This is a genomic window from Candidatus Methanodesulfokora washburnensis, from assembly GCF_003947435.1.
Classification (GTDB): domain Archaea; phylum Korarchaeota; class Korarchaeia; order Korarchaeales; family Korarchaeaceae; genus Methanodesulfokora; species Methanodesulfokora washburnensis.
Genome location: NZ_RCOS01000146.1, coordinates 12,188 through 34,221 on the forward strand (window position 1 = coordinate 12,188; position 22,034 = coordinate 34,221).

Genomic DNA, 22,034 nt, shown 5'->3' on the forward strand with positions numbered 1-22,034 from the left:
TCACCTTATCCCCAAATGCTACATATGCCTCATCTGCCATTGAGAGAAAGAGACCCACTTCAACAACACCGGGTATCTCCTTTATCATCCTCAGCACCTCATGGGGTTTCTCCAAGGGTCTATCTGGGAATAGATCGATTATGTAATTCCCATTGTCTGTGATATATCTTGACGATCCAGCCTCTCTTATCCTGCAAACCCATCCAGTCCTCTCCATTATCCTCCTTAAGGTTGAAGAGGAGCCAAACCTGATGACCTCAACTGGGAGAGGTTTTCTTGAGCAGAGTTTTTCAACAAGTTTTGTATGATCTGCTATTATCACATATCTTCTCGAGGAAGCTGCTAGAATCTTCTCCCTCGTCAAAAATCCTCCTCCTCCCTTCAACAGGTTGAGATCCCTATCTATCTCATCGGCACCATCTATTGTTATATCTGCATACTCAAATTCCTCTAAATCTGCGATCTTTAAGCCTATCTCCCTCGCTTTTCTCGCTATCTCCCCGGATGATGGGATAAAGATTCTCCCTTTTCTTCCCTCCCAGCATCTAACAGCATCAAGAAATGCCATCATTGTGGTTCCTGATCCAAGTCCTATCACCTCAGCATCTCCTATTAATGTCAGAGCAAACCTAGCCACAATCTCCTTCTCATTCAAGTTATCACCCAATTATCTCAATGGCATCTCCATCCTCTAGCTCAAAGTCAGGGCCAACTCTCATCGGGCTATAGGGAAGCCTTTTGCTCCACACTTTCGCATATCTGAAGTTCTCATAAAGATCCTTGTGTATTATTCTAGCGACCTCCCTTGCTGTGGTCCCCCTTCTCACCACCAGAGCTCTCTCTGAGAATCCTTTTTCAGCCTTGGACTTTGTGTACACTCTGATCAGATTTAACTCCTTCAAAATATACTCCCCAAGAAACTCCCTGTCAACTTCAGAGCTCAGGTCTACTGGTATTACTAGGACACCAAGTTTTCTCAGGGCTTCTACATTCTTCTTCGCAAGCTCATCATCCGCATGAGTGACAAAGAGGATAAAAGGTTTGTATTTCTTCTCTGAGAGAACTGACTCCTCAACATCGGAAAGGGAGACCTCTCCCTCTATCTCAACCCATGCTTGTCTTACTCCATAATTCTCTAGAATTTTTCTCACATCATACTCGCTTCCATCCAGTATCCTTCCCTTATTTTTCACTATTATCCCTGGAGCTGCCTTGCTTCTGATCACCCTCACTACTCCTCTAGGCTTCTTAAGTGATATGTTATATTTCTCCAAAATAGAAGCTATCTCATTGAATTGATCGACTGGGTTGATCCTTCCATCTAAGACTATACCGAGTATGTCTGAATTATATGATAGAGAAATAGCAAGATTTGTAAGCTTACCTCCATCTGGAACTATAGGAGGAGCCTCTACAACCTGTATCTGTGCTCCTTTGAACTCCATCATACCCTCCTCAGGCTTTTCAACAGTAGTAAATGGATAGGGAGATATAAGAGGATTTGCATTTGTCAGCTTTGACAGAACAGTGCTTCTTCCTGAGTTTGTGAACCCTATGAGCACCATTTGAGCAGCTCCTCTCTTCTCAACAGCAAAACCTCCTCTTTTTGACTTTGCTGCCTTCTGCCTCTCTATCTCATCTCTAAGCTCTGACATTCTTCTTTTCACAAATTTCTCTAGTTTCTCTGTTCCCTTGTGTTTTGGCATAAGAGAGTAAAACTCTTGAAGTTTTCTCAGCTTCTCTTCAGGACTTTGAGCTTCAGAATACTCCTCCCACTTTTTCAGGGCTTCAGGAGGAAGATTCGTTGGCACCTTTCTCCCCCTCCTTGCCCTTTATTCTTATCATCTCACCCAAAGTGAGCCTGTCATGAATAGGTTCTGCATGTTCCTTCTCAAGCTCCTCTGCATATGCCGGGTTTCTCACAGTTATAGATATCTCTAATATCCTCTCCAAGCTTTTCACGATTTCAGCACTTGGAAGTATCTCTTCAGCTTCTATATGTCTGAGAAGAGAGGACTTTATCCCCAATGCTTTTGCCAGTTGATCTATTGTCAGGCCTAGATCCTCTCTCGCCTTTTTTATAATTCGGCCAAACCCCTCAATAAGCTCTATTTCTCCTGGTTGCCTTCTCCTGACTGTAGGTCTAGCAGGCTCTTCCTTGATTCTTGGGGGAGTTTTCTCCTCCTTTATCTCCATTACCCTCTTTGTACTTGCTCTAAGGCTTCTTGCACAGCTAGGGCAAGCTGTTAGCTTATAACTGCCGAGATCCACAGTGACAGGAGTTCCTACAAATGTCCCACCGCATACCTCACATACATATATCTGCTCCTTCCTCTTCATGCTCCCCATTGATGTTCAATGGAGGTTAGTAGTAAAGTTTACTTTTAACTTCAGTCATGACATTTTATGCATGGCAGAAGCATGAGAGATTTGAGAAAAGCTCTTAGGGGGATGAACATAGATTTCCAGGAGATTGACGCAGAGACTGTCCTCATAAAATTGAGAGATGGGAGAAGTTATGTTTTCAAAAACCCTAGCGTGATTTTAACAAGAGTTCAAGGACAGGAAACATTTCAGATAGTAGGAAATTATGAAATAGAGTTGCCTAAAAGCAGCTACTCCCCACCTGATGAGGATGTCAAGCTTGTCGCGTCGCAGGCAGGAGTAAGTGAGGAAGAAGCTAGAAAGGCCCTAATAGATAAAAATGGGGACCTCGCAGAGGCAATAAACTATTTGTTGCAGAAAGGAGGGTGATTATGGACAGGCTCTGGGCTATATGGAGGATAAAATATATCGAAATAGCTTCGAAAGGGGAGAGTGGATGCATATTCTGTTCTCTTCAAGAGGAGAAGGATGATGATGCACTAATAATACATAGATCGAAATACTCGTATATACTAATGAATCGTTATCCATATAACCCAGGTCACCTAATGGTCGCACCCTATAGGCATGTACCATCGCCGGAGATGTTGAGTCAAGAGGAATCAGCTGACCTCTGGAACTCCTTAATGATTTCAATAGATGTCATAAGGAGGGCTATGAATCCTGATGGATTCAACATAGGGATGAACTTGGGAAGAGTTGCTGGTGCGGGTTTTGAGGGCCATATTCATATACACGTGGTGCCGAGATGGAACGGAGATACAAACTTCATGCCAGTTATATCCGACACGAAAGTCCTAGGAGAAGCCCTTGAAAGCACTTATAGGAGGCTGAAGGAAGTCATGGAAAAATAGTAAAAATATTTATAATTAGGGAAGCAGATTTATATTAAGGGATAGCGCATGAAGACGGGGGCGTAGTCTAGCTTGGTTAGGATGGAGGCCTTGGGAGCCTCAGGCCTGGGTTCAAATCCCAGCGCCCCCACTATAATTTTCAACTCCAGAAAAGTTTTCAAGAGTCCTGTTAGGATTATAGTGCTCTTTTCATTGGAATTTCTGGTTAATATCTCTATTTAAGCTACTGATATAAACAAGCTAACCTTTCACCATGCTAAACTGTTTCCCGCGAGAATGTTACAGAACCCATTGGGATCTAATGACATATAGATGACCGGTTGTCCCTACTCAGTCTCTCAAGCTTCCTCTGGAATTTTTTTATACGAATAGCCTTAGGAAGGCGTGGAGGTAAAAGGATAGAAGATGGAGCTGGAGGAGTCTGAAGCACATCAACGACTTGCCCTGGAGACCCCGTTCTTCAGGGCATATGGTCTTGAGAAGGTTTTCGGCTTTGGAAGGATATTCATAAAATACGAGGGAGGAAACCCAACAGGTACTCAGAAGGATAGAGCTGCTGTTCTTCATGCCAAAAGAGCTGCTGAGAACGGATTTGATACGATAACTGTTGGAACTTGTGGAAATTACGGTGCATCAATAGCATACTATGCATCACTAAGTGGGCTGAGATCTGTTATCTTTGTTCCCAAGGGATATCTTCTTATCAGAGAAAGAGAGATGAGGGATTACGGAGCTGAAATAGTACGGGTAGATGGAAAGTACGAGGAGGCTGTGAAACTCAGTTCAATAATGGCATCAAGAAACGGATGGTATGATGCAAATCCGGGTGGAAAAAGCAGAAGAATAAGCCTCATGGGATATGCAAGAATAGCACATGAGATATACAGGGAGCTTGGAAGAGCTCCTACAACTGTCTCTGTCCCTGTTGGAAATGGAACTACTCTGGCTGGGATATATCACGGTTTCCTTCTGCTGAGGAAAAAGGGCTTAATAGAAAGAGTTCCTAGGATGATAGGAGCAAGCACAGTACACGGTAATCCTGTTGTCAGAAGCTTTAAAATGGGATTTAGAAGAATGGTTCCTCTAAGCCCGGACAGGATAGTTGAAACAGACGTGAACGAGCCTCTTGTGGCCTATTATTCTTATGAAGGAGATGAGGCGTTAAATGCAATAAGGAGAAGCGGCGGATATGCGGGTTTCGTCTCTGATGAGAAGATGATTTACTATGCAAACCTTCTCAGGAACTTGGAGGGAATAAGCGTGCTTCCTGCGTCTGCATCAGCAATAGATGCTTTAAGACAGTTCGTCCTTAGAAGAAGAGTTCGTGGAGATCATGTTGTTGTGATAACAGGGAGGTCGATCATATGAAAAAAGCAGTAATACTGGCTGAGGGTTACTTCGGCACAACAGATGGAAAGACCGCACATGGACTGGTGAGATACTCAAGGAAGTACGAAATTCTGGGGGTTATAGATAGCACTCTTGCCGGAAGGGATGCCGGTGAGGTCTTGGATGGCATAAAGAGGGGGATAATGATATACAGCTCCCTTGATGAGGCCTTAGCAAGCTGTCCGGATGCAGATACTCTGATAATCGGCGTTGCAACTCCAGGAGGTTTTCTTCCGAAAGAATATAGAGAAATAATAAAAAAGGCGATAATGAGAGGCATGAACATAGTTTCAGGCCTTCATGAGTTCTTGAGCGATGACCCGGAGCTTTCATCGCTAGCAAAGGAGAATAAGGTGGAGATAGTTGATGTGAGGAAGATTTTTAGAGATATGAAAATATTCTACACAGGAAAAATAGAGGAAGTTAGGTCCTTGAGAATAGCTGTTCTCGGAACTGATTCAGCGATAGGAAAGAGAACAACGGCTATAAAGCTTGTGGAAGAGCTAAATAGATCCGGAATAAAAGCTGTCTTTGTTGGAACTGGACAGACTGCTTGGATGCAGGATGGCAGGTATGGAGTTGTCATAGATGCGATGATAAATGACTTTGTTGCAGGGGGAATAGAGCACGAGATATGGAGAGCATATAAGGAGGAAAACCCCGATGTTATTGTCATACCCGGCCAAGGATCAATACTTCATCCAGCTTTTCCTGGAAGTTTTGAGCTTCTGGCTGCAGGAAAGCCCCATGCAATAGTGTTGCAGCATGCTCCAGGCAGGAGATATCTTGATGGATTCCCAGGATATCCCCTTCCGGATTTAGATAGAATGATCAGAGTGATAGAGCTCTTGACAGAGAAGAAAGTTATAGCCATAACTATAAATCATGAGAACCTGACAAGAGAACAAGTGGAGGAGTACATAAGGGAGTATGAGAACAGGTATGATGTAGTGGCCTGCGATCCAATATGGCATGGGGTCGGGAAGATAGTGGAGAGAATAAAGAAGGAGTTTCCTGAGATAGGAAGCAAAGCTGTTGTTAGGGCAAAGTGATCTAATTGCCCGATCTTAAATGCTTTGACAGGATATCCATTGGTCCTCCTGTTGTAGAGGGCAGAAGGATATATGCAATCTATAGAGTTGAGGGAGATGGTTTCTGCGATGAGTTTAAACTTATTAACAGCTATGAGGAGGATCTGAATGGAAGCTTAGCGGATAAGTTCGCAAGATTAATGGTTCTCATGCCTGCAATTAACTACGGTCTCTTCTCGGATGAAATAGAGGTGAGATACGGTCTGACGAAGGAGGAGGTAGAATTTCTCAAACATAATATGGATGCGACCGCAAGAGATATATTTGTCAATAGAATAGCAAAAAAGACAGGATTTATAAAAGATGAATATATTCCGAAGGATTTTGGACCGAAAGATGCGGAGGTCAGAGCTAAAATATCGGTGAAGGAGGTGATAAAAGACACAGTTGACCTAAAGCTGGACTATAAGAAGTGTGCTGTGATGAGCTCTGGAGGAAAGGAGTCCCTGCTCACATTCGGTATCCTGAGGGAGATAGGATGCGATACCTATGCTTGCTTCTTCAATGAATCAGGAAGGCATTGGTTCACGGCCCTGACAGCTTATAGGTATTTCAAGGATAGGTATTCAACGCTGAGAGTGTGGTCTAACGTCGACAGATTCTATATGTTCATGAACAGAAGAATGAAAATCCTAGTCCCGAGATTTGAGAGGATAAAAGCTGATATATACCCAGTACATCTCTTCTTCTTCGAGCACTTCATATTCTCCTTTCTGCCACTTCTATACAAGAGGAGGATCGGAAACATAGTAATGGGAAATGAGTACGATGATCCCAGAGGACAGAGCTATGAGGTGAATGGAATAAAACATTATAATGCCGTCTACGATCAGACACAGGAATTTGACAAGTACATGACAGAGTGGTTCAGAAGAAGTGGGTTCAACTTCAGGCAGTGGTCAGCTGTGAGGCCTATAAGCGGCTTGATAGTTGAGAGAATTTTATTTAACAGATATCCTGAGCTATTTAGGCTTCAAAGGAGTTGTCACAGAACTCATATGGAGGGAGAAAGGATAATTCCATGCGGAAAATGCATAAAGTGCAATGGGATAATGACCTTCCTTCTTGCAAATGGGATAAATCCAGAGCTCATCGGGTACAAAAAGGAGGATGTAGAGGATCTGCCGAACAGGATAGAGAAGGGATTAGTCAGACTTGATGAATCCGAGCTGAGACATTCCTCATATCTCATAAATGAGAGATATGGAAAGAAAATAGGAATTGCGAGAAGGGACGATACAGTTGAGATGCTGCACTTTGACAGCAGAAACTCGCATTTCGATAATATACCCGAGGAGTTCAGGGAGCATATATACAGGATATTACTTCAGTATGCAAAGGGAATCGTCTACCTCCAGAAGGATGAGTGGGTTCCTATAGGGCTTGAGGAGGCGTTAAAGGGTGAGGATAGAGGAAGTGGGAGAGGAAAGACTTGAGGAGATAATAAAGCTGGATGAAGAAGTCAGCTGGGAGTTTGTTGATGAAAAAGTAAAGGAGGAGCTCGGCTATGAAGAGTATGCCAAGAGACATAGGGAACTCTTTCTCGAGCTGCTCAGAAGTCCAGGGGAGCAGAGGTTCTTCGCAGCCTTGGATGAGAATGGAGATATAGTTGGGGTTGCTTGGATAAAGATAATATGGGACACTGTGAACTATGTGAAGTTCCCCTACCTTATGGACATAAATATAAAAGAGGGGTACAGAGGAAGAGGTATTGGAACAATGTTGCTCAATGCTGTTGAGGAGTTCTGCAAAAGAAAAGGATATAGGAAGATAGGGTTGAGAGTGGAGAGCTCGAGAGAGGATCTAGTGAACTGGTATAAAAAGAAGGGATATATCGTGAAATCCCTCTACATGGAAAAAGAGCTAAAATGACAAAGGCAACTTATATTATATTTTTCAACTATTTCTTTGTAGAGCTGACACCTCTTGTACAGCTCCTCATGCGATCCAGCATCTATTATCTCCCCACCGGACATCACGTATATCCTGCTTGCATGTCTAAGCGCTGAAAGTCTGTGCGATACAACCAGTATTATGGAGTTTTTCAGATATTCTATGACTTTCCTCAGCACCATATCCTCTAGAGGAGTTTCCAGCCCGCTAAGAGATTCATCAAGCAGAAGAACCTGAGGCCTCCTTATTAAGGCCCTAGCAAGGGCAATTCTCTGTTTCTGCCCAAGTGATAGCTTTTCAGGATCGACAATATCGTCCAATGTGGCAAAGTCTATGCCAGCTACCTCAACTGCTTCCCTAAGCACATCCTCTTCTGCATCATCTCCTAGGGAAAGGTTCTCGCGCAAGGATGCCTTTAGTATAAAGTCCTCGGAAGGAACATAGTAAATAAGCCTTCTCAGATCCCTCAATCTGAAGGTTCTGTAGTCTGAGCCGTTGATCAGCAGATGCCCTGAAGAGGGCTCCACAAATCTTATCATAGTCAAGAGAAGAGTTGTCTTTCCGGAACCGCTCGGGCCCGTTATACCTATTATCTCTCCCCTTTTAGCAGAAAGATTGATTTCCCTCAGAATAGAGAAGCCATCCAGCGTGATGCTCATTTTCTCTGCTTTTAACTCCTCTATAATCTCCAATGATCTACCGCTATTAATGTCCTATTCTTCAAGGCCAATGATCTCCCTGTATCTCCTTACATAGGGAACCATGCTAAGAGCACCTACGATTTGTCCTGATATGTTCACAAGGGGCTCGTATATGTTGTACATTGCCCCGGTAAATGATATCACGGTGCCGACCGTGGTATGCCCTATGTAGACAAGATATCCTCCGGCTATGAGCATTATAAAGCTGAGCATTCCATACACAGAGTAAAAAGCTTGGTTGAAGAAGACCTTAAAGAACAAAAGCTTAGTTAGATTTCTCATCCAAGAAATCGCAGAATTCCATGTTCTGTTCAGAAAATACCCTTTGCTTAAAGTTCTTCTTACCAGATCGGAAGCATCAACAACCTGCTTTATCTCTGATGCCATGCCTGACATTGCTTCTCTCTCCCTTGATGAGTATGTAATCGTCATCCTTGAGGTATACCTGTAGAGAAAGTAAAGCGGGGCTATCGCAATCACAGCGAGCAGGGTGAGCTCAGGAGATAGAACCAACAGAATTATCGAGCCTCCAATTATTCTTATTATCTGTATAGCGAGAGATGGGATGAAACCTCCGAGGGTATCGCTAAGATTGGGCATATCTGAGATGAATCTGGTGAGAATATCTCCACCAAGCAGCCTAGAACGTGAGTAAAATATCTTATCAAGTGCTTTTCTTGATATAATATTGTAGGCTTTTACTCCCAGAATCTGTAACCTGTACTCTGAGAAGAAATTCATCAGACTTGCTACGATGTCTAGAAGAAGCAACAGCAATCCTAGCTTTATAATTAAGCTAAGTTCTTTGGGTGTCGAGGTAAGATAGTCGATAAGATCCCTTCTGATAGTAGCAAGGAAGAGAGATATCACCATCATCAATGACCACAGGGATAGTATTAGGAGCTGATCTAGGAGAAGATGCCTCGAGACCTCTAAACAGGAGGAAATGATCCCCTTGAGAGATCCTCTCTCCTCCAAGCTAATCTACCTTCTTGTACGTAAGTATTATTAAAGTTTTCGCTAAAAGGGTTTAAAAAGCTTCTCTATGATTAACAGCACAATGAAGAGAGTATCTATCTTACTGCTGGGGATAGCCCTTGTGGTGATAGGTATTATTATCCCAGAGATGCCTACAGAGTATGGATATCCAGTAAGAATGTGTGCACACGATCATGTTGCACAAATGCTTCTCTCCCTGAGTCTCATTATAATAGGAATAGTAGTTATTATTGCCGGTTTAGTGGAGAAAGGGCCTAAGTACTTTACGGATACACATCCTATGCCTCCACTTTTCTAGCTGATTAGTCCAGTGAGGTTATGTGAACAACTTCTAAGCACCTGCTTCAAATTAAATGATTAAAGCTATAAATATATCCATTACATTTGTCAAAGTCGGTCCTGTGAATATTAGATCCCCAAGTCTACTGAAGAACTCATATGAGTTGTTCTCCTTCAGATAGAAATCTGGATTCATCCCCATTCTGAGAGACTCCTCCAATGATTTTCCATCTGCGATTGCCCCAGCTGCATCCGAGTTTCCATCTATTCCATCTGTTCCGATTGATGCAATACAGCAGCTGCAGTTTGATATCTCCCTTAGAGTTGAGAGAACAAATTCCTGATTTCTTCCTCCCCTTCCCTTTCCCCTTAAAGTTACCGTGGTCTCCCCTCCTCCAATTATTGCAACAGGTTTTGAAACCGTAGACTCTCCATATTCCACTGATTTTGCTATAGAGGCGATGACAGAGCCTGAATCTCTAGCCTCCCCTCTTATCCTAGATCCCAGATCCACTGTTTTTATTCCAATTTTCTCAATATATTGTGCCATACTCCTCACAGCAATTCTGTTGTTGGCAATTATGTAGTTGTCAACTCTGTTGAAGATATCATCACCCGGCTTTGGGGTCTCCTCTATCTCACCCCTGATTCCCTTTCTCAACACATCCATAATGGATGCAGGCATTTTATCCTCCAGATCATACTTCTCTATCACATCCATGGCATCCCTAAATGTCGTGCTATCGGGCGCTGTAGGACCAGAAGCTATGGAGTCGAGCGGATCGCCTATTACGTCAGATATTATGAGGGATATCACCCTAGCTTTAGTAGCTTTCGCAAGCCTTCCCCCTTTCACCCTAGATACATGCTTCCTCACTGTGTTTATCTCCTTTATATCAGCTCCGCAGGATATGAGCAGCCTGTTCATCTTTATCAGATCATCCAGCGATATCCCCTCCTGAGGAAGCTCCATTATGGCAGACCCTCCTCCTGATATGAGGACGAGGAGAAGATCTTCTTCTTTCAGCTTTTCGGCAATATTGAGAATTTTCTTAGTTCCCTCTATTGAGCCCAGATCAGGTAGAGGGTGACCGGCTGGAATAAGCTCTATCCTACTTGTGCTGACAGCTTTTTCAGTACCTCTCAGCACATTTACCGCTCCAGATTTTATAATATCCCCTAATGAATCCTCGACAGCCAGTGCCATTTTTGCCCCTGCTTTCCCAGCTCCAACAACATGAAGCTCTCCTTTAGATGGATTCCAGCTTGAATTTAGTATTAAAATCTCTTTCTCAAGCCTTATCGATCTTTTTGTGGAATTGTATGAGTCAACAGCTAATATGGCATTTTCAAGAGCATTGAGAACTATTTCTCTTGCTCTTTTCAATATTCCGTCTCTTCTGACTAGAAGAAGATCTTTATTTACTATTATCTGCAAACTCTCCTCCTCCCTATCTCAAATCCTTGATCCGAGAACTTAATAAATCCAAATCTCAGGCCACTAGGTCTCTTCTCACATTTTGTGAGAACTCTTATTTTGCCCTCAGATATGCCTTTGAGCAAACCCACTCCCTCGCATAAACCCTGTTCATCCAGAAGGCCAACATATAAGTTCATATAATCGCTTACTGCCTCAGTTTTCATCCTTTTCCCGGTAAGCATCTCAATTTTCCTTATACGCTCTGCATCAGGACAGCTTTCTGTCAATAGATATACAAAAGAAGGTCCTTCATGACCACATATTGCCCTGACTCCAAGCTCCTTAGATAGGAATTCTAGGGTCTCATTCCCAATATTTCCACCTCCAAGAGGAGACCACTGGATGAAAAGGCTATTTATATCCAGTTCTACCTGATCTGAGTTGTTAAGATATCTTCCTATGTTTATCCTCCTTCTTTCCATTCTTTCAGCTACCCCTTTTTTCCTGATCTCATCTGGAGCTCTTATCCGGATCTTCTTTACATAAGGAGGGATTCTGGATAGTAAATCCCCAAGAGAGCCATCATCTATTCCCACGACCCTATCTGGTCTCAAGTTTTCGATTTTCCTGAGTTTAAGCTCGACCGCAGCATCATCTGACACGTATCCAGTCGTGTTTACCAGTATAGCATCAGCTTTTGTCATATCTGCCAGCATCCTGACGCCAACAACCATTGGGAGAAGATGTCCTCTCGGGGTCTTATCTCCTATGAAATACATTTTGTCAGGCTCCTTTAACCAAGGTATAATGGGCAGATCAGAGAAAACAGCTGAAGATATTGTACCAACAGGTCCTATATCCTTTTGCCCTATATCAGAATCCACTATCCCCACTCTAAGCCCTCTTGCCACCAATTTATTGGCTAAATAAGCTATTATGCTGCTCTTTCCGGAGTCAGAAGCACCGATAAATATAGTGATTCCACTATCAACAGATTTTTCCACCTCTCTCCATGAATCTGGAATTTTAGTTTCAGCAGGATGGAATTTTGACCTTATCAGAAGTCTAGAATTCGAAATAGACTCTATTAATAGGGGGATCTTCCTCTCTTCTATTCTTATCTCTGAGGAAATACTAGCCCCCCATATCTCCACATCCCCGCTTATGACCTTTATCTCAGCCGGAGAATTGAGAATCAGGCTCTTACCTGCGTTGAGGGAGAGTTCAATCTCGTTAAGCTCAGATGATTCCATCAGGATTTTCGGGAACCAACTAATTTTTAGCTTTTTCACTATTGAACGAATTGTTGAAGCAGATCACCTAACTTACTCTTTAAATTTTAAGTGCTTGTTAGGGTTTTGTGGAATGCAGAAGGATAATAGTAGTAACCGGCTCTGTTGGAGCTGGTAAAACAACGCTATCGCGGGAGCTAGCTAGAATTTTGCAATGTAGATATATTAATTTAGGAGATTATCTGATCTCCAAGGGTTTAACGGCTGGAATTGACAGAAGAAGGAAGAGTATAGTAGTGAAAGAAGGGAATATCATGGATGAGCTGAAAAAGGAGGATTGCCTGATAATAGAGACGATATACCCAAATCTTCTGAGTGGAATAAGTCCTGATCTCGTCATAGTGTTAAAATGCGACCCAGAGGAGCTCTATAGAAGGCTTAAGGATAGATATGATGCAGAAAAAATAATAGAAAATGTAGAAGCTGATGTAATTGATACATTTACAATAGAATCTATAAATACATTTGGAGATGATAAAATAATGGAAATTGATACAACCAATACAACACTGGAGGATGAGGTTAAGTTGGTGCTGAGCGCCTTAAATGGGTCTGTCAAATTACCAATATTCTTGAATAGGGGATTGGATATCTATATTAAGCTTAACAGCATAAGAAGAATGCTGCTTGGGCATTCCTGAAAATCTAAGTGCCGGGGGTGGGATTTGAACCCACGACCGCCCGGTCTTCAGCCGGGCGCTCTCCCAGTCTGAGCTACCCCGGCACAAAAATGGACCGGGAGGGATTTGAACCCTCGGCCTCCCGCATGCCAAGCGGGCGCGCTACCAGACTGCGCCACCGGCCCACTAAAACATATTATCTATATTTAAGCTTTGCTCCAAGCATAGCTTCTAAGTCTCTTGCTCCTTCCAAAGCCACAAGAGGCACAATATCCCTTTTTTATGTTAAATGAATTCCTACCACACCTTCTGCATCTCACATGAGTTTTTCCTCTGCTCCTCCTTCCCATTGATGGTGTTCCTTTTGTCATTCCTTCACCTCCTTAGGCATAGATATAGCAACAACCATATCTCCTCTCACTAAAACTCTTTTCCCCAGCCTTATGGACTTTCTTTCTCCCTTGTCAACTATTAACTCTTCAGCATCTCCCAGTATCAGATTAAGATGTCTGTCAAATGATTCCAGCTTTCCTCTTATCCAAAAGCCTGTCTTCAAAGATACGAGGACATCTTCCCTCATGTTCTTGCTCAGATAGGCTGCTGTGTCGGGCATCAAGGCAAGACCATCGACGATATAAAAACTTAATCAAAGGTTTTTATTCCCCAGCTTCAGCACAGAGGTGTGGGAGCATGAGCAGGATATTCAAGAAGATACTGGGAAAGGAGGAAGAAAAAGAAGAAGAAATTATAGAGGAGGAGAAACCCTTATCTCACTTCCCATCTGTGTCCGAGAAGGCAATGGCAATAAAACCAATGAGCATGAGATCAATGGATGACATAGACTCAATTGTGAATGAAGTAAACGATGGAAATATAGTTATACTGAGGTATGATGACATGGCATCAGAGCCTGAGAAGCTCAAGATGGCACTAGAGAGGTTGAAGGAGAGGATCTTGGATATAGGAGGAGACATGGTTTTAGTGAAATCTGGAAAGAACAGTCCTCTCCTAATAGCTCCAAGGTTCGTGGAGATATGGAGGACTCCAAAGGAGGAATAACAGCGTCACACTAACCTTAACTTCTCTCCAATTGATGGAGCCATGACAGCAGCTCCTATACTTCTGCTCAGCAGTGGTTTAAATGATCTGATCTTCTCTGCCTCTCCATGTACCAGTATTATCCTAGATGGTTTAGGTATCGATGATGGATATGTGAGAAGCTGAACTTTATCTGCGTGAGCCGAAAATCCCTCTACAAAGTGTATCTCAGCCTTAACTTCAATTTTTCTCATCTCACCCATCTCATCCCTTATTCTGATCTCTCTAGCTCCTTCTTTCAGCTCTCTTCCCAGCGTTCCCTCAGCTTGATAGCTCACTAAAACTACTGAATTCCTTGGATCAGGGCTCATTCTGATGAAGTAATCAACACTAGGTCCTCCGTTAAGCATGCCCGATGGTGCTATTATGATGCTTGGTCCTCCTGTTGCTATTGAATCCTTATCTTCAGTTCCTTTTAGCATTGTGAAGTGCTCATCCGTGAAGGGATCCTTGTCCTCACCGAAGACCCTAGCCTTTATGTAATCTGAGAGATAGCTTGGATAAGCTGAGTGTATTGCAGTAGAATCATATACCATGCCATCTATGTAAACAGGAACGTCAGGTATTTCTTTCCTTGAAAAGGCCTCCACCAAAGTTATCATTATCTCCTGAGCTCTTCCAACAGATAAAGCTGGTATAAGAACTCTTCCATTTCTCTCAATAGTGTCCTTTATTATTTGTATCAACTGCTTCTCAGCTTCCCATAAAGGAGGCAGAACGTCCTGCTCCCCTCCATAAGTGCACTCCATTATCAGGGTCTCTACTCTAGGAAATGAGGTATCTGCCTTTCCAAGAAGCTTCGTCTCTCTGAACCTGAAATCTCCTGTGTATAGGATGTTATGCTTCCTTATGTTCAGATGTACTAGGGCTGAGCCGAGTATATGACCTGCATTGTAGAAGGTAAGCTTGACATCTGGTGATATATCAACTGTCTCCTCATAATCCAAAACAATCATGTGATTCAGCATCCGGGCCACATCTGCCTCAGAGAAATAGGGAATTATACCCTGTCTTCTCGATAGATTTATGTAATCAAGGAGAAGAAGCACTATTAAATCTCTTGTAGGCCTTGTAACGTAAACAGGGCCCCTGTATCCATATTTGAAGAGAAAAGGAAGAGCTCCTGAGTGATCAAGATGAGCATGGGATATTATCACTGCATCTATCTCATCTAGATCTATTAGATCATAGCGAGGAAATGCCTCCCCCCTACCCAAGCTTATTCCTGCATCAAGAAGTACTGATCCCTCATTTGTGGTAACAGCTATGGAACTCCTTCCAACCTCTCTTGCCCCACCAAGGAAGCTTACAAATATCCCTCTCTCAATACCGATGGGCTCTCTGTATATCCTCTCTGCTATTTTTCTCATTATCTTCTTTCTCTCAGCTGAGCCTTCGATTAAGTAGTTGTATATTGTGTTAAGAAGACCTGACTCCATCGTTGGAGCCCTTAAGACAACAGGCCTCCATCCAGTCTTCTTCAGTATTTCATTTATGTAATAACCGCTTTTTCCCACGACATAGCCAGTCCTTTTAGCTATTATGTATATCTCTCTTGTCTCCTCTACAGCTCTTATATCTGTTATCTCAGCTTTTTGGGGTATCATCTCCCTTATAACTCTTTTCGCATCCTCCTCTGGAAGCATTTTTCCTGAGGACATCACTATTATCTTTTTTCTCAGAAGCTTTGCTGCCTCACCAACAGTGTTATTTGATTCTAGGAAGCTTGATGGATCATCCACATAAACCACAACAAAAGGACCCTCAAGTTCAACCTTCTTGACTTCGCCTATCCTCGAAAGAACCTCCTTTACTTTCTTCTTTATCTCAGAAGGGCCTCCTTTCAAGATTACCTCCTCTCAATCATCTTCTGTATCTCATCTCTTTCCAAGAATTTCACGCCTCTTTCATCGACAACGGTTAGATCTATGCCATCTCCTGTTGCAGAATCCCTCGAGAGAGCTGATAACATCGCATTTAGCGCAAGAATTTTCCCTTTTTCCACGCTTATTTCGGTTGAATAGCCCTCTTCGATCACAGAAATTGCAACAGGGGAGCCTGAGCCAGTTGCTATATAGTTCTCCTCTGTTAGTGTGCCATAGAAGTCTACATTAAAGAGATGAGGTCCACTTCTGTCAACACCACCCACTATGAGATGAGCTATCAGTATATAGGGTCTGTATGATCTGAGCATCAATGCAAGGTACTTTGCTATCGAGCTTATTGGCATTTCCCTCTCTTGATCTAGTTCGTACAAACTTGATATGGCTGAGAGAATTGTTGTCAAGTACTGCCCATCTGCCACAAGACCTGATATCGTTGCAACAGCTCTGTTTGATATCTTTATCGTCTTTCTAGCATTTTTGCTAGCAATGAAGGTCTCTGATGATGCCCTCCTATCCGATGCTATCACAACTCCATCCAAACACTTTATCCCGACTGTTGTAGTTCCCTTCAGCATCTTCTCATAGACATCGGGTTTCATGAAAACCACCTTAAAAGCAATTCAAATAAGAGCTGCTTATATTTAAGCATAATCTCAAATAAAATAAAATTCGCTTCAAATCTCCTAGTTTCTAGGAGCTTCTATCGGATAGTTAAAATTTACTATCCGTTCCACCCCAGTCTTAGCCTCATAAGTGGCTGTTACCATATTAGCTTAAATCTATTTAAGTCTACCTATTTTGAAATCACTGGCTGCAGCTTTAAGGTTTTTTGTATTGTCGCATTACCGACCCTATTGCGACGATGTAAAGAGAAAAAAATTATTTAAAAAAATTATACTTATTAGTTATAGAAGCTTACTGATTTTTAAGCTACTGAGTAGTATTTACTAGACAATAGATTAGCCTCCTAGCAGACCGTTGTCGGATAGTCATTTTATAACTATCCGTTCCATCTCGGATAGCAACTATCCTCATTGATGGCTTTCAGGGGCAACGGGGCTCCCCTCATCCTGTGTATATCCTGTTCATGCCCATTCGGTGCTACATACCACCACATATCGGGCACAGAACACAGGGATCTCCCATTTATGAATTTATCGTGTGGTTATATCCAGAAAGGTTATATAAAGTTAACTATCTGGAAACTGCTGAGGAACCCAATAAGGTTAAATATTCGACAATTCCGATGGCATGTGACCTCTATGAGCGTGCCAGCAGACAGGTATTACACTAAAACCCACGAATGGGCCCTTCCCTTGGGTGGAAAAAGGATAAGGGTTGGAATAACAAAGCATGCAGTCGAGGAGCTTGGAGATATAACCTATGTGGAGATCAGACCTATTGGAACTAGAGTCAGAGCTGGAGAACCCATCGGAACTATAGAAAGCAATAAGGCCACTGAGAAGATATATGCCCCTATTAGCGGGATTATAGTTGAGAGAAACAGGGAAGCTGGAGTAGTTGAGGAAGGATCTGAGGAGTTCGGAGCTGGAGAGATTGAAAGGATAGCGGATGACCCCTATGGAAGTGGATGGATAGCCGAAATCGAGGCAGATAATCCTGAGGAGTTAAATAATTTATTAAAGGCTGAGGAATATGAGAAACTGCTTAAGAGTTAGGATAAAGGGAAATTGCTCTGAGAAACTCATATCAGCGCTGAAGATAGCTTCAGAGGTGATCCCAGAGCTTTGCTTTTTCTTCTCAGATATAAATACAGAATATGAGGTGACAGTGGGAAATGAAGAACCGCTGAAGGGAGCATCAGGCGTATTTGATATCCCAAGAAAAACAGCTTATGTGGTGGATTTGGATGGAAGATACAGGCTCTCGAGAGCAATACTTCATGAGATAGGTCATATGCTTGGATTGAACCATTGTAGCAACAGGAATTGTGTGATGAGCGAGCTTTCGTGCCTTGATGATTCATATCCTGAGTTCTGCCATGTATGCAGGGCTGCTCTTAGGGAGGGGATAGCACGAAGTACATAAAGGATCCTATTCATGGATACATAAAAATAAATGATATTGAGCTTAGCATTATAGAGACAAGGCCTCTCCAGAGACTGAGAAGGATAAAACAGCTTGCGGGCTCTGAGTACGTCTACCCAGGAGCTATACACACAAGATTTGAGCATTCCATAGGCACTATGCACATGGCTGGCCTCATTGCTGAGACACTTAAAGATTTAGGAGTTGATGTAGTGCAACTGTCAAGACTTCAGGGTCTACTTCATGATGTCGGACATGGGCCCTTTTCTCACACCTTCGAGCCTGTTCTTGAGAGAATATGTGGGTTAAGCCATGAGGAAATGACCCAGAAGATAGTAAAAGAGACTGAAATATCAGATGTTCTGAGCAAAAATGGATTTGATCCAACCGAGGTTGCGGATTACTCAATAGGAAGAGGAAAAATAAGGTATCAAAATCAGATAATAAGATCTCCATTCGATGCCGACAAGCTAGACTTCACGATGAGGGATTCCTATCACACTGGAGCTGGTTATTATGTAGATGCATACAGAATAGCATATAATGTGGGAATTATTGATAACTCACTTGGATTGAACATAAAGGCACTACCAACGCTTGAGTCCCTGCTCATCTCAAGGCTTCTATCCTTCAGATCCATATACTTTCACAAGACATCAAGAGCCGCACAAGTTATGTTAACGAGGGCAATGGAGATAGTTGCTGATAGGCTTGAAGTTGAGGAAGCAGCAAAAGATGTGGAAAAATACATTCAGCTAGATGACTACACAGTGTGGAATGTGATAAGGAGTGATCCAAGAACAAAGAGCATATTTGAGGATCTGGCGAATAGAAGGCTACTAAAAGTCGCATATGAGGATATCTTATATAGAAGAGAGGGTGATCTATCCCTTCTCGAGAGGAAGAGTGTGATAGAGGGGATAAGGGATGAGATAGCTAATAGATCAGGAGTTCCGAGAGAGGAGATATACGTAGATACTCCACTGCTCCGCACACTTCCCATGGAGGATATGTCCCTTGAAGTTCTCTTCTTCTCATCAGAGGGAGGTGAAATCAAGAGATTAAATGCAGAGGAGATATCTCCAATAATATATCAACTGAGAAGGACTGTTATGAGCACTTTGAGGGTTTACACTAGAAGAGAGAATGTGGAAAAAGTGAAAAAAGCAGCTGAAGAGGTCTTCAGAGGAGGAAGCTCATTTTATTACAGGGTGTCATACTAGCAGATTTTTAATTAGGTCTCCCTCAACTAAAGCTGTGGAGAAGCAGAGGAAGTATATAGAGCATCCTCTGATAAAGCCGGAAAAGATAGAAGCAAGGATATACCAGCAGGTCATAGCAGCAAGAGCGGTCGAGAAAAACACGCTGGTTGTCCTTCCAACGGGCTTAGGAAAAACAGCAATAGCAATAATGGTTATCGCATATAGGCTTCATAAATATGGTGGGAGGGCATTGATAATGTCTCCAACTAGACCTCTTGCAATACAACACTGGAAGAACTTGAAAGATGTCCTGAAAATAGATGATATAGTCCTAGTGACAGGAAGGGTGGGTCAAGAAAGGAGAAAAGAGATATGGAGCTCTGGAAGGGTTTTTGTGGCAACGCCACAGGTTGTAAAGAATGATCTGGAGAGAGGATTTCTCTTTTTGGATGACTTCACGCTACTTGTATTCGATGAGGCACATAGAGCTGTTGGCTTGTATCCCTACGTGAAGATAGCGGATCTTTACATGAAAAGGGCAAGAAATCCGAGAATTCTTGCTCTTACAGCTTCTCCAGGAGGAAATGAGGAGAGCATATTGGAAGTTCTCAAAAACCTGTATATAGAGAACGTTGAGGTCAGGACAAGAGAGAGCAAAGATGTCGCACCTTACCTCTCGGATCTTGAGATAGAAGTAGTGAATGTCCCCCTTAGCAAGGAGTATGAGGAAGTAATCGGTCTTCTCAAGAGTGCAATTAAATCAAAATCCGATGAGCTCAGAGGAATGGGTGTTGATCTAGGACAAAAAGTTAGCATGAAAAACCTTCTTGAGACCCAGAAGATTCTAGCCGCCGATGGAAGAGGAAAAGAGCTTCTAATAGTGAGTGCTATGATAAAAATTCAACATATCTTGGATCTAATGGAGATAGAGGGGGCTTCTATGGCTTACGACTACCTGAAAAAGCTTATGAGAGGAGAAAAAGCTGCTGACAGGATTTTGATAGAGGATCCTTTTATAAAAAAGCTAATTCCAATGCTTGAGGAGCTATCAGGAAGACCTCACCCGAAGATGGATCTTCTTAGGGAAATTGTGATGAAGTTCAGGGGAAAAAAGATGATGATATTCACAAACTACAGAAGAACAGCTTATGAGATATATGATCTCCTTTCAAATATGAATGGAATAAAACCTTCTGTTCTTATAGGCCAACAAAGGAAGGGAGAACAGGGAATGAGTCAAGAGGAACAGAGAAAAATATTAGAGGAGTTTATATCGGGCAACTGCAATGTCCTAATATCAACTAGTGTTGGAGAGGAGGGATTGGACCTACCAGATATGGATATCGTCTTGCTTTATGATGCAACTCCATCTAGCGTGAGACATATACAGAGGAAGGGAAGAGTAGGAAGAATTCGCCCTGGAAAAGTAATAGCACTTCTTAGCAGAGGAAAAGAAGCTGGATTTTTCAAATTAGCATCAAGAAAGGAGAAGGAAATGGAAATAATGCTAAAAAGAGCTCTTTCTATGAGTAGAGCTTCTCCTCTTTCCCTAGAGGAAAGGCAGAGGGAAAAGATTCCTATAAAAGTGGACTTTAGGGAGGTAAATGGTCCTGTTGCAAGACTTCTTATATCCAGAGATGATGTTTCAATCGAGCTGGTGAAGATGAACGGAGTTGATTATATGATAAATGATAGAATTTTTGTAAGCAGATTAACGCAGGGAAAAATTCTACTTATAGGGGATATGAGTCTGTATCTTAAGGAATTGAGAAGAAGATATCCCTTGCCAGTTATTCTGCTTGAAGGACGTGTTCAGGAAGAAGAGAAGATAGCAGAACTGGCATCTCTTCTAGGAATTCCTGTTGTAAGGACAAAGAACCCTGAGGATACTGTAGATGCTTTAATCAGGATTTCAAGGGAGGGGGAAAGATCATATGGCGGAAGTAAGAAAGGAAAGATTCTTAATAGTCCATAAGAGCAAGAGAAAAGTTCTCTCTGGAGCTGTCCTAGCACTGGCAGATATGAATGGATCAAGAGATGAGCTTAAAATAAGACCGAGTGGGAAGAGAGGAATAAGAGAGTTCTCTGTTTTCGTAAAAAAGAGTAATACCTTCCCCCTTTCCCAGAGTGAGGCCAGAAACATAGCATTAAGAATAATGAACAGAGGGGAAGAACCTCTATCCTTTTATTTAGTAATAAAGTATTTTTACATAAACCCTTCTACAGGAAGAAGGGTAAACCTGAAATATGACAGATACAATCTGGAGTTTCTCCCTGAGAAAAGAGGTATATTAATGCAGATAGAAGGTATTAAGACAATGTACAGAACTCCTCCAAATGTTCTAGCAAGTATGCTGATAGAAGGGATAAGGCTGAAGCTGGGAGAAGATGTGAGACTTGAATTCGCTTGATCAGTGCTTAGACCTTTTTTCCTCCTCTTTCTTTCTGCCAAGCCTCTCTATTATCTTCTGAATTGTTAAAAGAGCTTCAGAGATCTCTTTTATTGATGCTGACATCGTAATAGAGGATTCTTTCGGGTAGAAATCTCTCAGCATCTCCTCAAGTTTTGATGAAAGGATATCTCTGATCCCAATAAGCCTCATTCTCACCTTTTGCTCCTCTGCTTCCTCCTCCGATGAGACCAATATGACAGGTATTCCACAGTAAACACAAACCACTTCTCCATTTGGCTTCTGAAAGAGGGGTGTCCCACATCTTGGACAAGTGTCCTCTAACATTTTGAACCCTCTTTTTAATGCCTCAGCCATCTTTTTTGCCCTTGTTCCCTCATCTATAATCTCGTCCGGCATCCTGATTTTTCCCTTGAATCACATATTTAACGGTTACGATGATATCCATTAAAATATATCACAGAA

Annotated in this window: 25 protein-coding genes, 3 tRNA genes and 1 pseudogene; 15 read left to right on the plus strand and 14 right to left on the minus strand. The window is 42.3% G+C overall.

From position 1 onward, the window contains the following. Positions 1 to 4: 4 nt before the first annotated feature. The 3 genes and pseudogenes from rpiA to D6D85_RS12645 all read right to left on the minus strand — a co-directional run. Positions 5 to 667 (minus strand): annotated as a pseudogene (gene rpiA, locus D6D85_RS17260) (ribose 5-phosphate isomerase A); the annotation flags it as partial. Beyond that, positions 660 to 1,811 carry a TGS domain-containing protein gene (locus D6D85_RS12640; protein ID WP_125672401.1) on the minus strand — a complete coding sequence of 384 codons (1,152 nt, stop codon included), beginning with the start codon at positions 1,809 to 1,811 and terminating at the stop codon, positions 660 to 662. The pseudogene rpiA and the gene D6D85_RS12640, both read right to left, overlap by 8 nt. After that, a complete protein-coding gene (locus tag D6D85_RS12645) occupies positions 1,789 to 2,340 on the minus strand; it encodes a multiprotein bridging factor aMBF1 (RefSeq protein WP_237558851.1) in 552 nt (183 codons plus the stop codon). The genes D6D85_RS12640 and D6D85_RS12645 overlap by 23 nt, the downstream gene beginning before the upstream one ends. An 81-nt stretch (positions 2,341 to 2,421) precedes the next feature. Here D6D85_RS12645 and D6D85_RS12650 point away from each other — a divergent pair, with 81 nt between their 5' ends. From D6D85_RS12650 to D6D85_RS12680, 7 genes are all read left to right on the plus strand, one after another. Then, positions 2,422 to 2,754: a nascent polypeptide-associated complex protein gene (locus D6D85_RS12650; RefSeq protein ID WP_237558852.1), complete on the plus strand. Its 333-nt coding sequence runs from the start codon at positions 2,422 to 2,424 to the stop codon at positions 2,752 to 2,754. A gap of 2 nt (positions 2,755 to 2,756) precedes the next feature. After that, a complete protein-coding gene (locus D6D85_RS12655) occupies positions 2,757 to 3,239 on the plus strand; it encodes an HIT family protein (protein WP_125672404.1) in 483 nt (160 codons plus the stop codon). A 56-nt stretch (positions 3,240 to 3,295) separates the two neighbouring features. After that, a tRNA-Pro gene (locus D6D85_RS12660) sits at positions 3,296 to 3,369 on the plus strand. Between the two features lie 275 nt (positions 3,370 to 3,644). Continuing rightward, positions 3,645 to 4,607, plus strand: coding sequence for a pyridoxal-phosphate dependent enzyme (locus D6D85_RS12665; RefSeq protein ID WP_125672405.1), 963 nt, complete (start codon positions 3,645 to 3,647; stop codon positions 4,605 to 4,607). Next, positions 4,604 to 5,680 (plus strand): DUF1611 domain-containing protein, encoded by a 1,077-nt coding sequence (locus tag D6D85_RS12670; protein ID WP_125672406.1) that lies wholly within the window; start codon positions 4,604 to 4,606, stop codon positions 5,678 to 5,680. The genes D6D85_RS12665 and D6D85_RS12670 overlap by 4 nt, the downstream gene beginning before the upstream one ends. Positions 5,681 to 5,685: 5 nt before the next feature. Continuing rightward, complete coding sequence (locus tag D6D85_RS12675; protein WP_125672407.1) at positions 5,686 to 7,155, plus strand: hypothetical protein; 1,470 nt, start codon at positions 5,686 to 5,688, stop codon at positions 7,153 to 7,155. Then, positions 7,121 to 7,591 carry a GNAT family N-acetyltransferase gene (locus D6D85_RS12680; RefSeq protein WP_125672408.1) on the plus strand — a complete coding sequence of 157 codons (471 nt, stop codon included), beginning with the start codon at positions 7,121 to 7,123 and terminating at the stop codon, positions 7,589 to 7,591. The genes D6D85_RS12675 and D6D85_RS12680 overlap by 35 nt, the downstream gene beginning before the upstream one ends. On the opposite strand, the gene D6D85_RS12685 is transcribed toward D6D85_RS12680, so the two are convergent. Beyond that, complete coding sequence (locus D6D85_RS12685) at positions 7,567 to 8,304, minus strand: ATP-binding cassette domain-containing protein (RefSeq protein WP_125672409.1); 738 nt, start codon at positions 8,302 to 8,304, stop codon at positions 7,567 to 7,569. The two genes, D6D85_RS12680 and D6D85_RS12685, sit on opposite strands and share 25 nt — an antisense overlap. A gap of 21 nt (positions 8,305 to 8,325) precedes the next feature. Further along, positions 8,326 to 9,291, minus strand: a complete 966-nt coding sequence (locus D6D85_RS12690) for an ABC transporter transmembrane domain-containing protein (protein ID WP_125672410.1) — start codon at positions 9,289 to 9,291, stop codon at positions 8,326 to 8,328. Positions 9,292 to 9,373: 82 nt separating this feature from the next. On the opposite strand from D6D85_RS12690, the gene D6D85_RS12695 reads away from it, so the two are divergent. Further along, positions 9,374 to 9,610 carry a hypothetical protein gene (locus D6D85_RS12695; RefSeq protein WP_125672411.1) on the plus strand — a complete coding sequence of 79 codons (237 nt, stop codon included), beginning with the start codon at positions 9,374 to 9,376 and terminating at the stop codon, positions 9,608 to 9,610. Positions 9,611 to 9,661: 51 nt separating this feature from the next. Here the strand turns inward: D6D85_RS12695 and D6D85_RS12700 are convergent, their stop codons facing one another. Continuing rightward, a complete protein-coding gene (locus D6D85_RS12700) occupies positions 9,662 to 11,029 on the minus strand; it encodes a glycerate kinase type-2 family protein (RefSeq protein WP_125672412.1) in 1,368 nt (455 codons plus the stop codon). Further along, positions 11,020 to 12,264, minus strand: coding sequence for a Clp1/GlmU family protein (locus D6D85_RS12705; protein ID WP_125672413.1), 1,245 nt, complete (start codon positions 12,262 to 12,264; stop codon positions 11,020 to 11,022). The genes D6D85_RS12700 and D6D85_RS12705 overlap by 10 nt, the downstream gene beginning before the upstream one ends. 107 nt (positions 12,265 to 12,371) lie before the next feature. Here D6D85_RS12705 and D6D85_RS12710 point away from each other — a divergent pair, with 107 nt between their 5' ends. After that, the gene (locus D6D85_RS12710) at positions 12,372 to 12,944 is read left to right on the plus strand and encodes an adenylate kinase family protein (protein WP_125672414.1); all 573 of its coding nucleotides are present in this window, start codon (positions 12,372 to 12,374) and stop codon (positions 12,942 to 12,944) included. 9 nt (positions 12,945 to 12,953) lie between these two features. Here D6D85_RS12710 and D6D85_RS12715 read toward each other — a convergent pair. From D6D85_RS12715 to D6D85_RS12730, 4 genes are all read right to left on the minus strand, one after another. Next, a tRNA-Phe gene (locus D6D85_RS12715) sits at positions 12,954 to 13,027 on the minus strand. 7 nt (positions 13,028 to 13,034) lie between these two features. Beyond that, a tRNA-Ala gene (locus D6D85_RS12720) sits at positions 13,035 to 13,108 on the minus strand. A gap of 21 nt (positions 13,109 to 13,129) precedes the next feature. Next, complete coding sequence (locus D6D85_RS12725; RefSeq protein ID WP_125672415.1) at positions 13,130 to 13,294, minus strand: 50S ribosomal protein L37e; 165 nt, start codon at positions 13,292 to 13,294, stop codon at positions 13,130 to 13,132. Then, positions 13,291 to 13,536, minus strand: a complete 246-nt coding sequence (locus D6D85_RS12730; RefSeq protein WP_125672416.1) for an LSM domain-containing protein — start codon at positions 13,534 to 13,536, stop codon at positions 13,291 to 13,293. The genes D6D85_RS12725 and D6D85_RS12730 overlap by 4 nt, the downstream gene beginning before the upstream one ends. Positions 13,537 to 13,613: 77 nt before the next feature. Here D6D85_RS12730 and sepF point away from each other — a divergent pair, with 77 nt between their 5' ends. Continuing rightward, positions 13,614 to 13,982: a cell division protein SepF gene (sepF, locus tag D6D85_RS12735; protein WP_161969870.1), complete on the plus strand. Its 369-nt coding sequence runs from the start codon at positions 13,614 to 13,616 to the stop codon at positions 13,980 to 13,982. A 5-nt stretch (positions 13,983 to 13,987) separates the two neighbouring features. On the opposite strand, the gene D6D85_RS12740 is transcribed toward sepF, so the two are convergent. Both D6D85_RS12740 and D6D85_RS12745 read right to left on the minus strand, forming a co-directional pair. Then, a complete protein-coding gene (locus D6D85_RS12740; RefSeq protein ID WP_161969871.1) occupies positions 13,988 to 15,868 on the minus strand; it encodes a beta-CASP ribonuclease aCPSF1 in 1,881 nt (626 codons plus the stop codon). Positions 15,869 to 15,870: 2 nt separating this feature from the next. After that, positions 15,871 to 16,506: a proteasome subunit beta gene (locus D6D85_RS12745; protein WP_237558853.1), complete on the minus strand. Its 636-nt coding sequence runs from the start codon at positions 16,504 to 16,506 to the stop codon at positions 15,871 to 15,873. Between the two features lie 663 nt (positions 16,507 to 17,169). Between D6D85_RS12745 and D6D85_RS12750 the strand changes: the two genes are divergently transcribed. The 5 genes from D6D85_RS12750 (at position 17,170) to D6D85_RS12770 (ending at position 21,569) form a co-directional block, all read left to right on the plus strand. Next, a complete protein-coding gene (locus D6D85_RS12750) occupies positions 17,170 to 17,586 on the plus strand; it encodes a glycine cleavage system protein H (protein WP_125672419.1) in 417 nt (138 codons plus the stop codon). After that, a complete protein-coding gene (locus tag D6D85_RS12755; protein ID WP_125672420.1) occupies positions 17,564 to 17,956 on the plus strand; it encodes a matrixin family metalloprotease in 393 nt (130 codons plus the stop codon). Before D6D85_RS12750 ends, D6D85_RS12755 begins: the two co-directional genes overlap by 23 nt. A 125-nt stretch (positions 17,957 to 18,081) precedes the next feature. Then, positions 18,082 to 19,179 (plus strand): HD domain-containing protein, encoded by a 1,098-nt coding sequence (locus D6D85_RS12760; protein ID WP_272914443.1) that lies wholly within the window; start codon positions 18,082 to 18,084, stop codon positions 19,177 to 19,179. Positions 19,180 to 19,213: 34 nt separating this feature from the next. Continuing rightward, positions 19,214 to 21,133: a helicase-related protein gene (locus D6D85_RS12765; RefSeq protein WP_125672422.1), complete on the plus strand. Its 1,920-nt coding sequence runs from the start codon at positions 19,214 to 19,216 to the stop codon at positions 21,131 to 21,133. After that, positions 21,093 to 21,569, plus strand: coding sequence for a hypothetical protein (locus tag D6D85_RS12770; protein WP_125672423.1), 477 nt, complete (start codon positions 21,093 to 21,095; stop codon positions 21,567 to 21,569). Before D6D85_RS12765 ends, D6D85_RS12770 begins: the two co-directional genes overlap by 41 nt. Here the strand turns inward: D6D85_RS12770 and D6D85_RS12775 are convergent, their stop codons facing one another. Further along, complete coding sequence (locus D6D85_RS12775) at positions 21,570 to 21,968, minus strand: Sjogren's syndrome/scleroderma autoantigen 1 family protein (RefSeq protein WP_125672424.1); 399 nt, start codon at positions 21,966 to 21,968, stop codon at positions 21,570 to 21,572. It lies immediately after the preceding gene. Between the last annotated feature and the right edge of the window lie 66 nt (positions 21,969 to 22,034).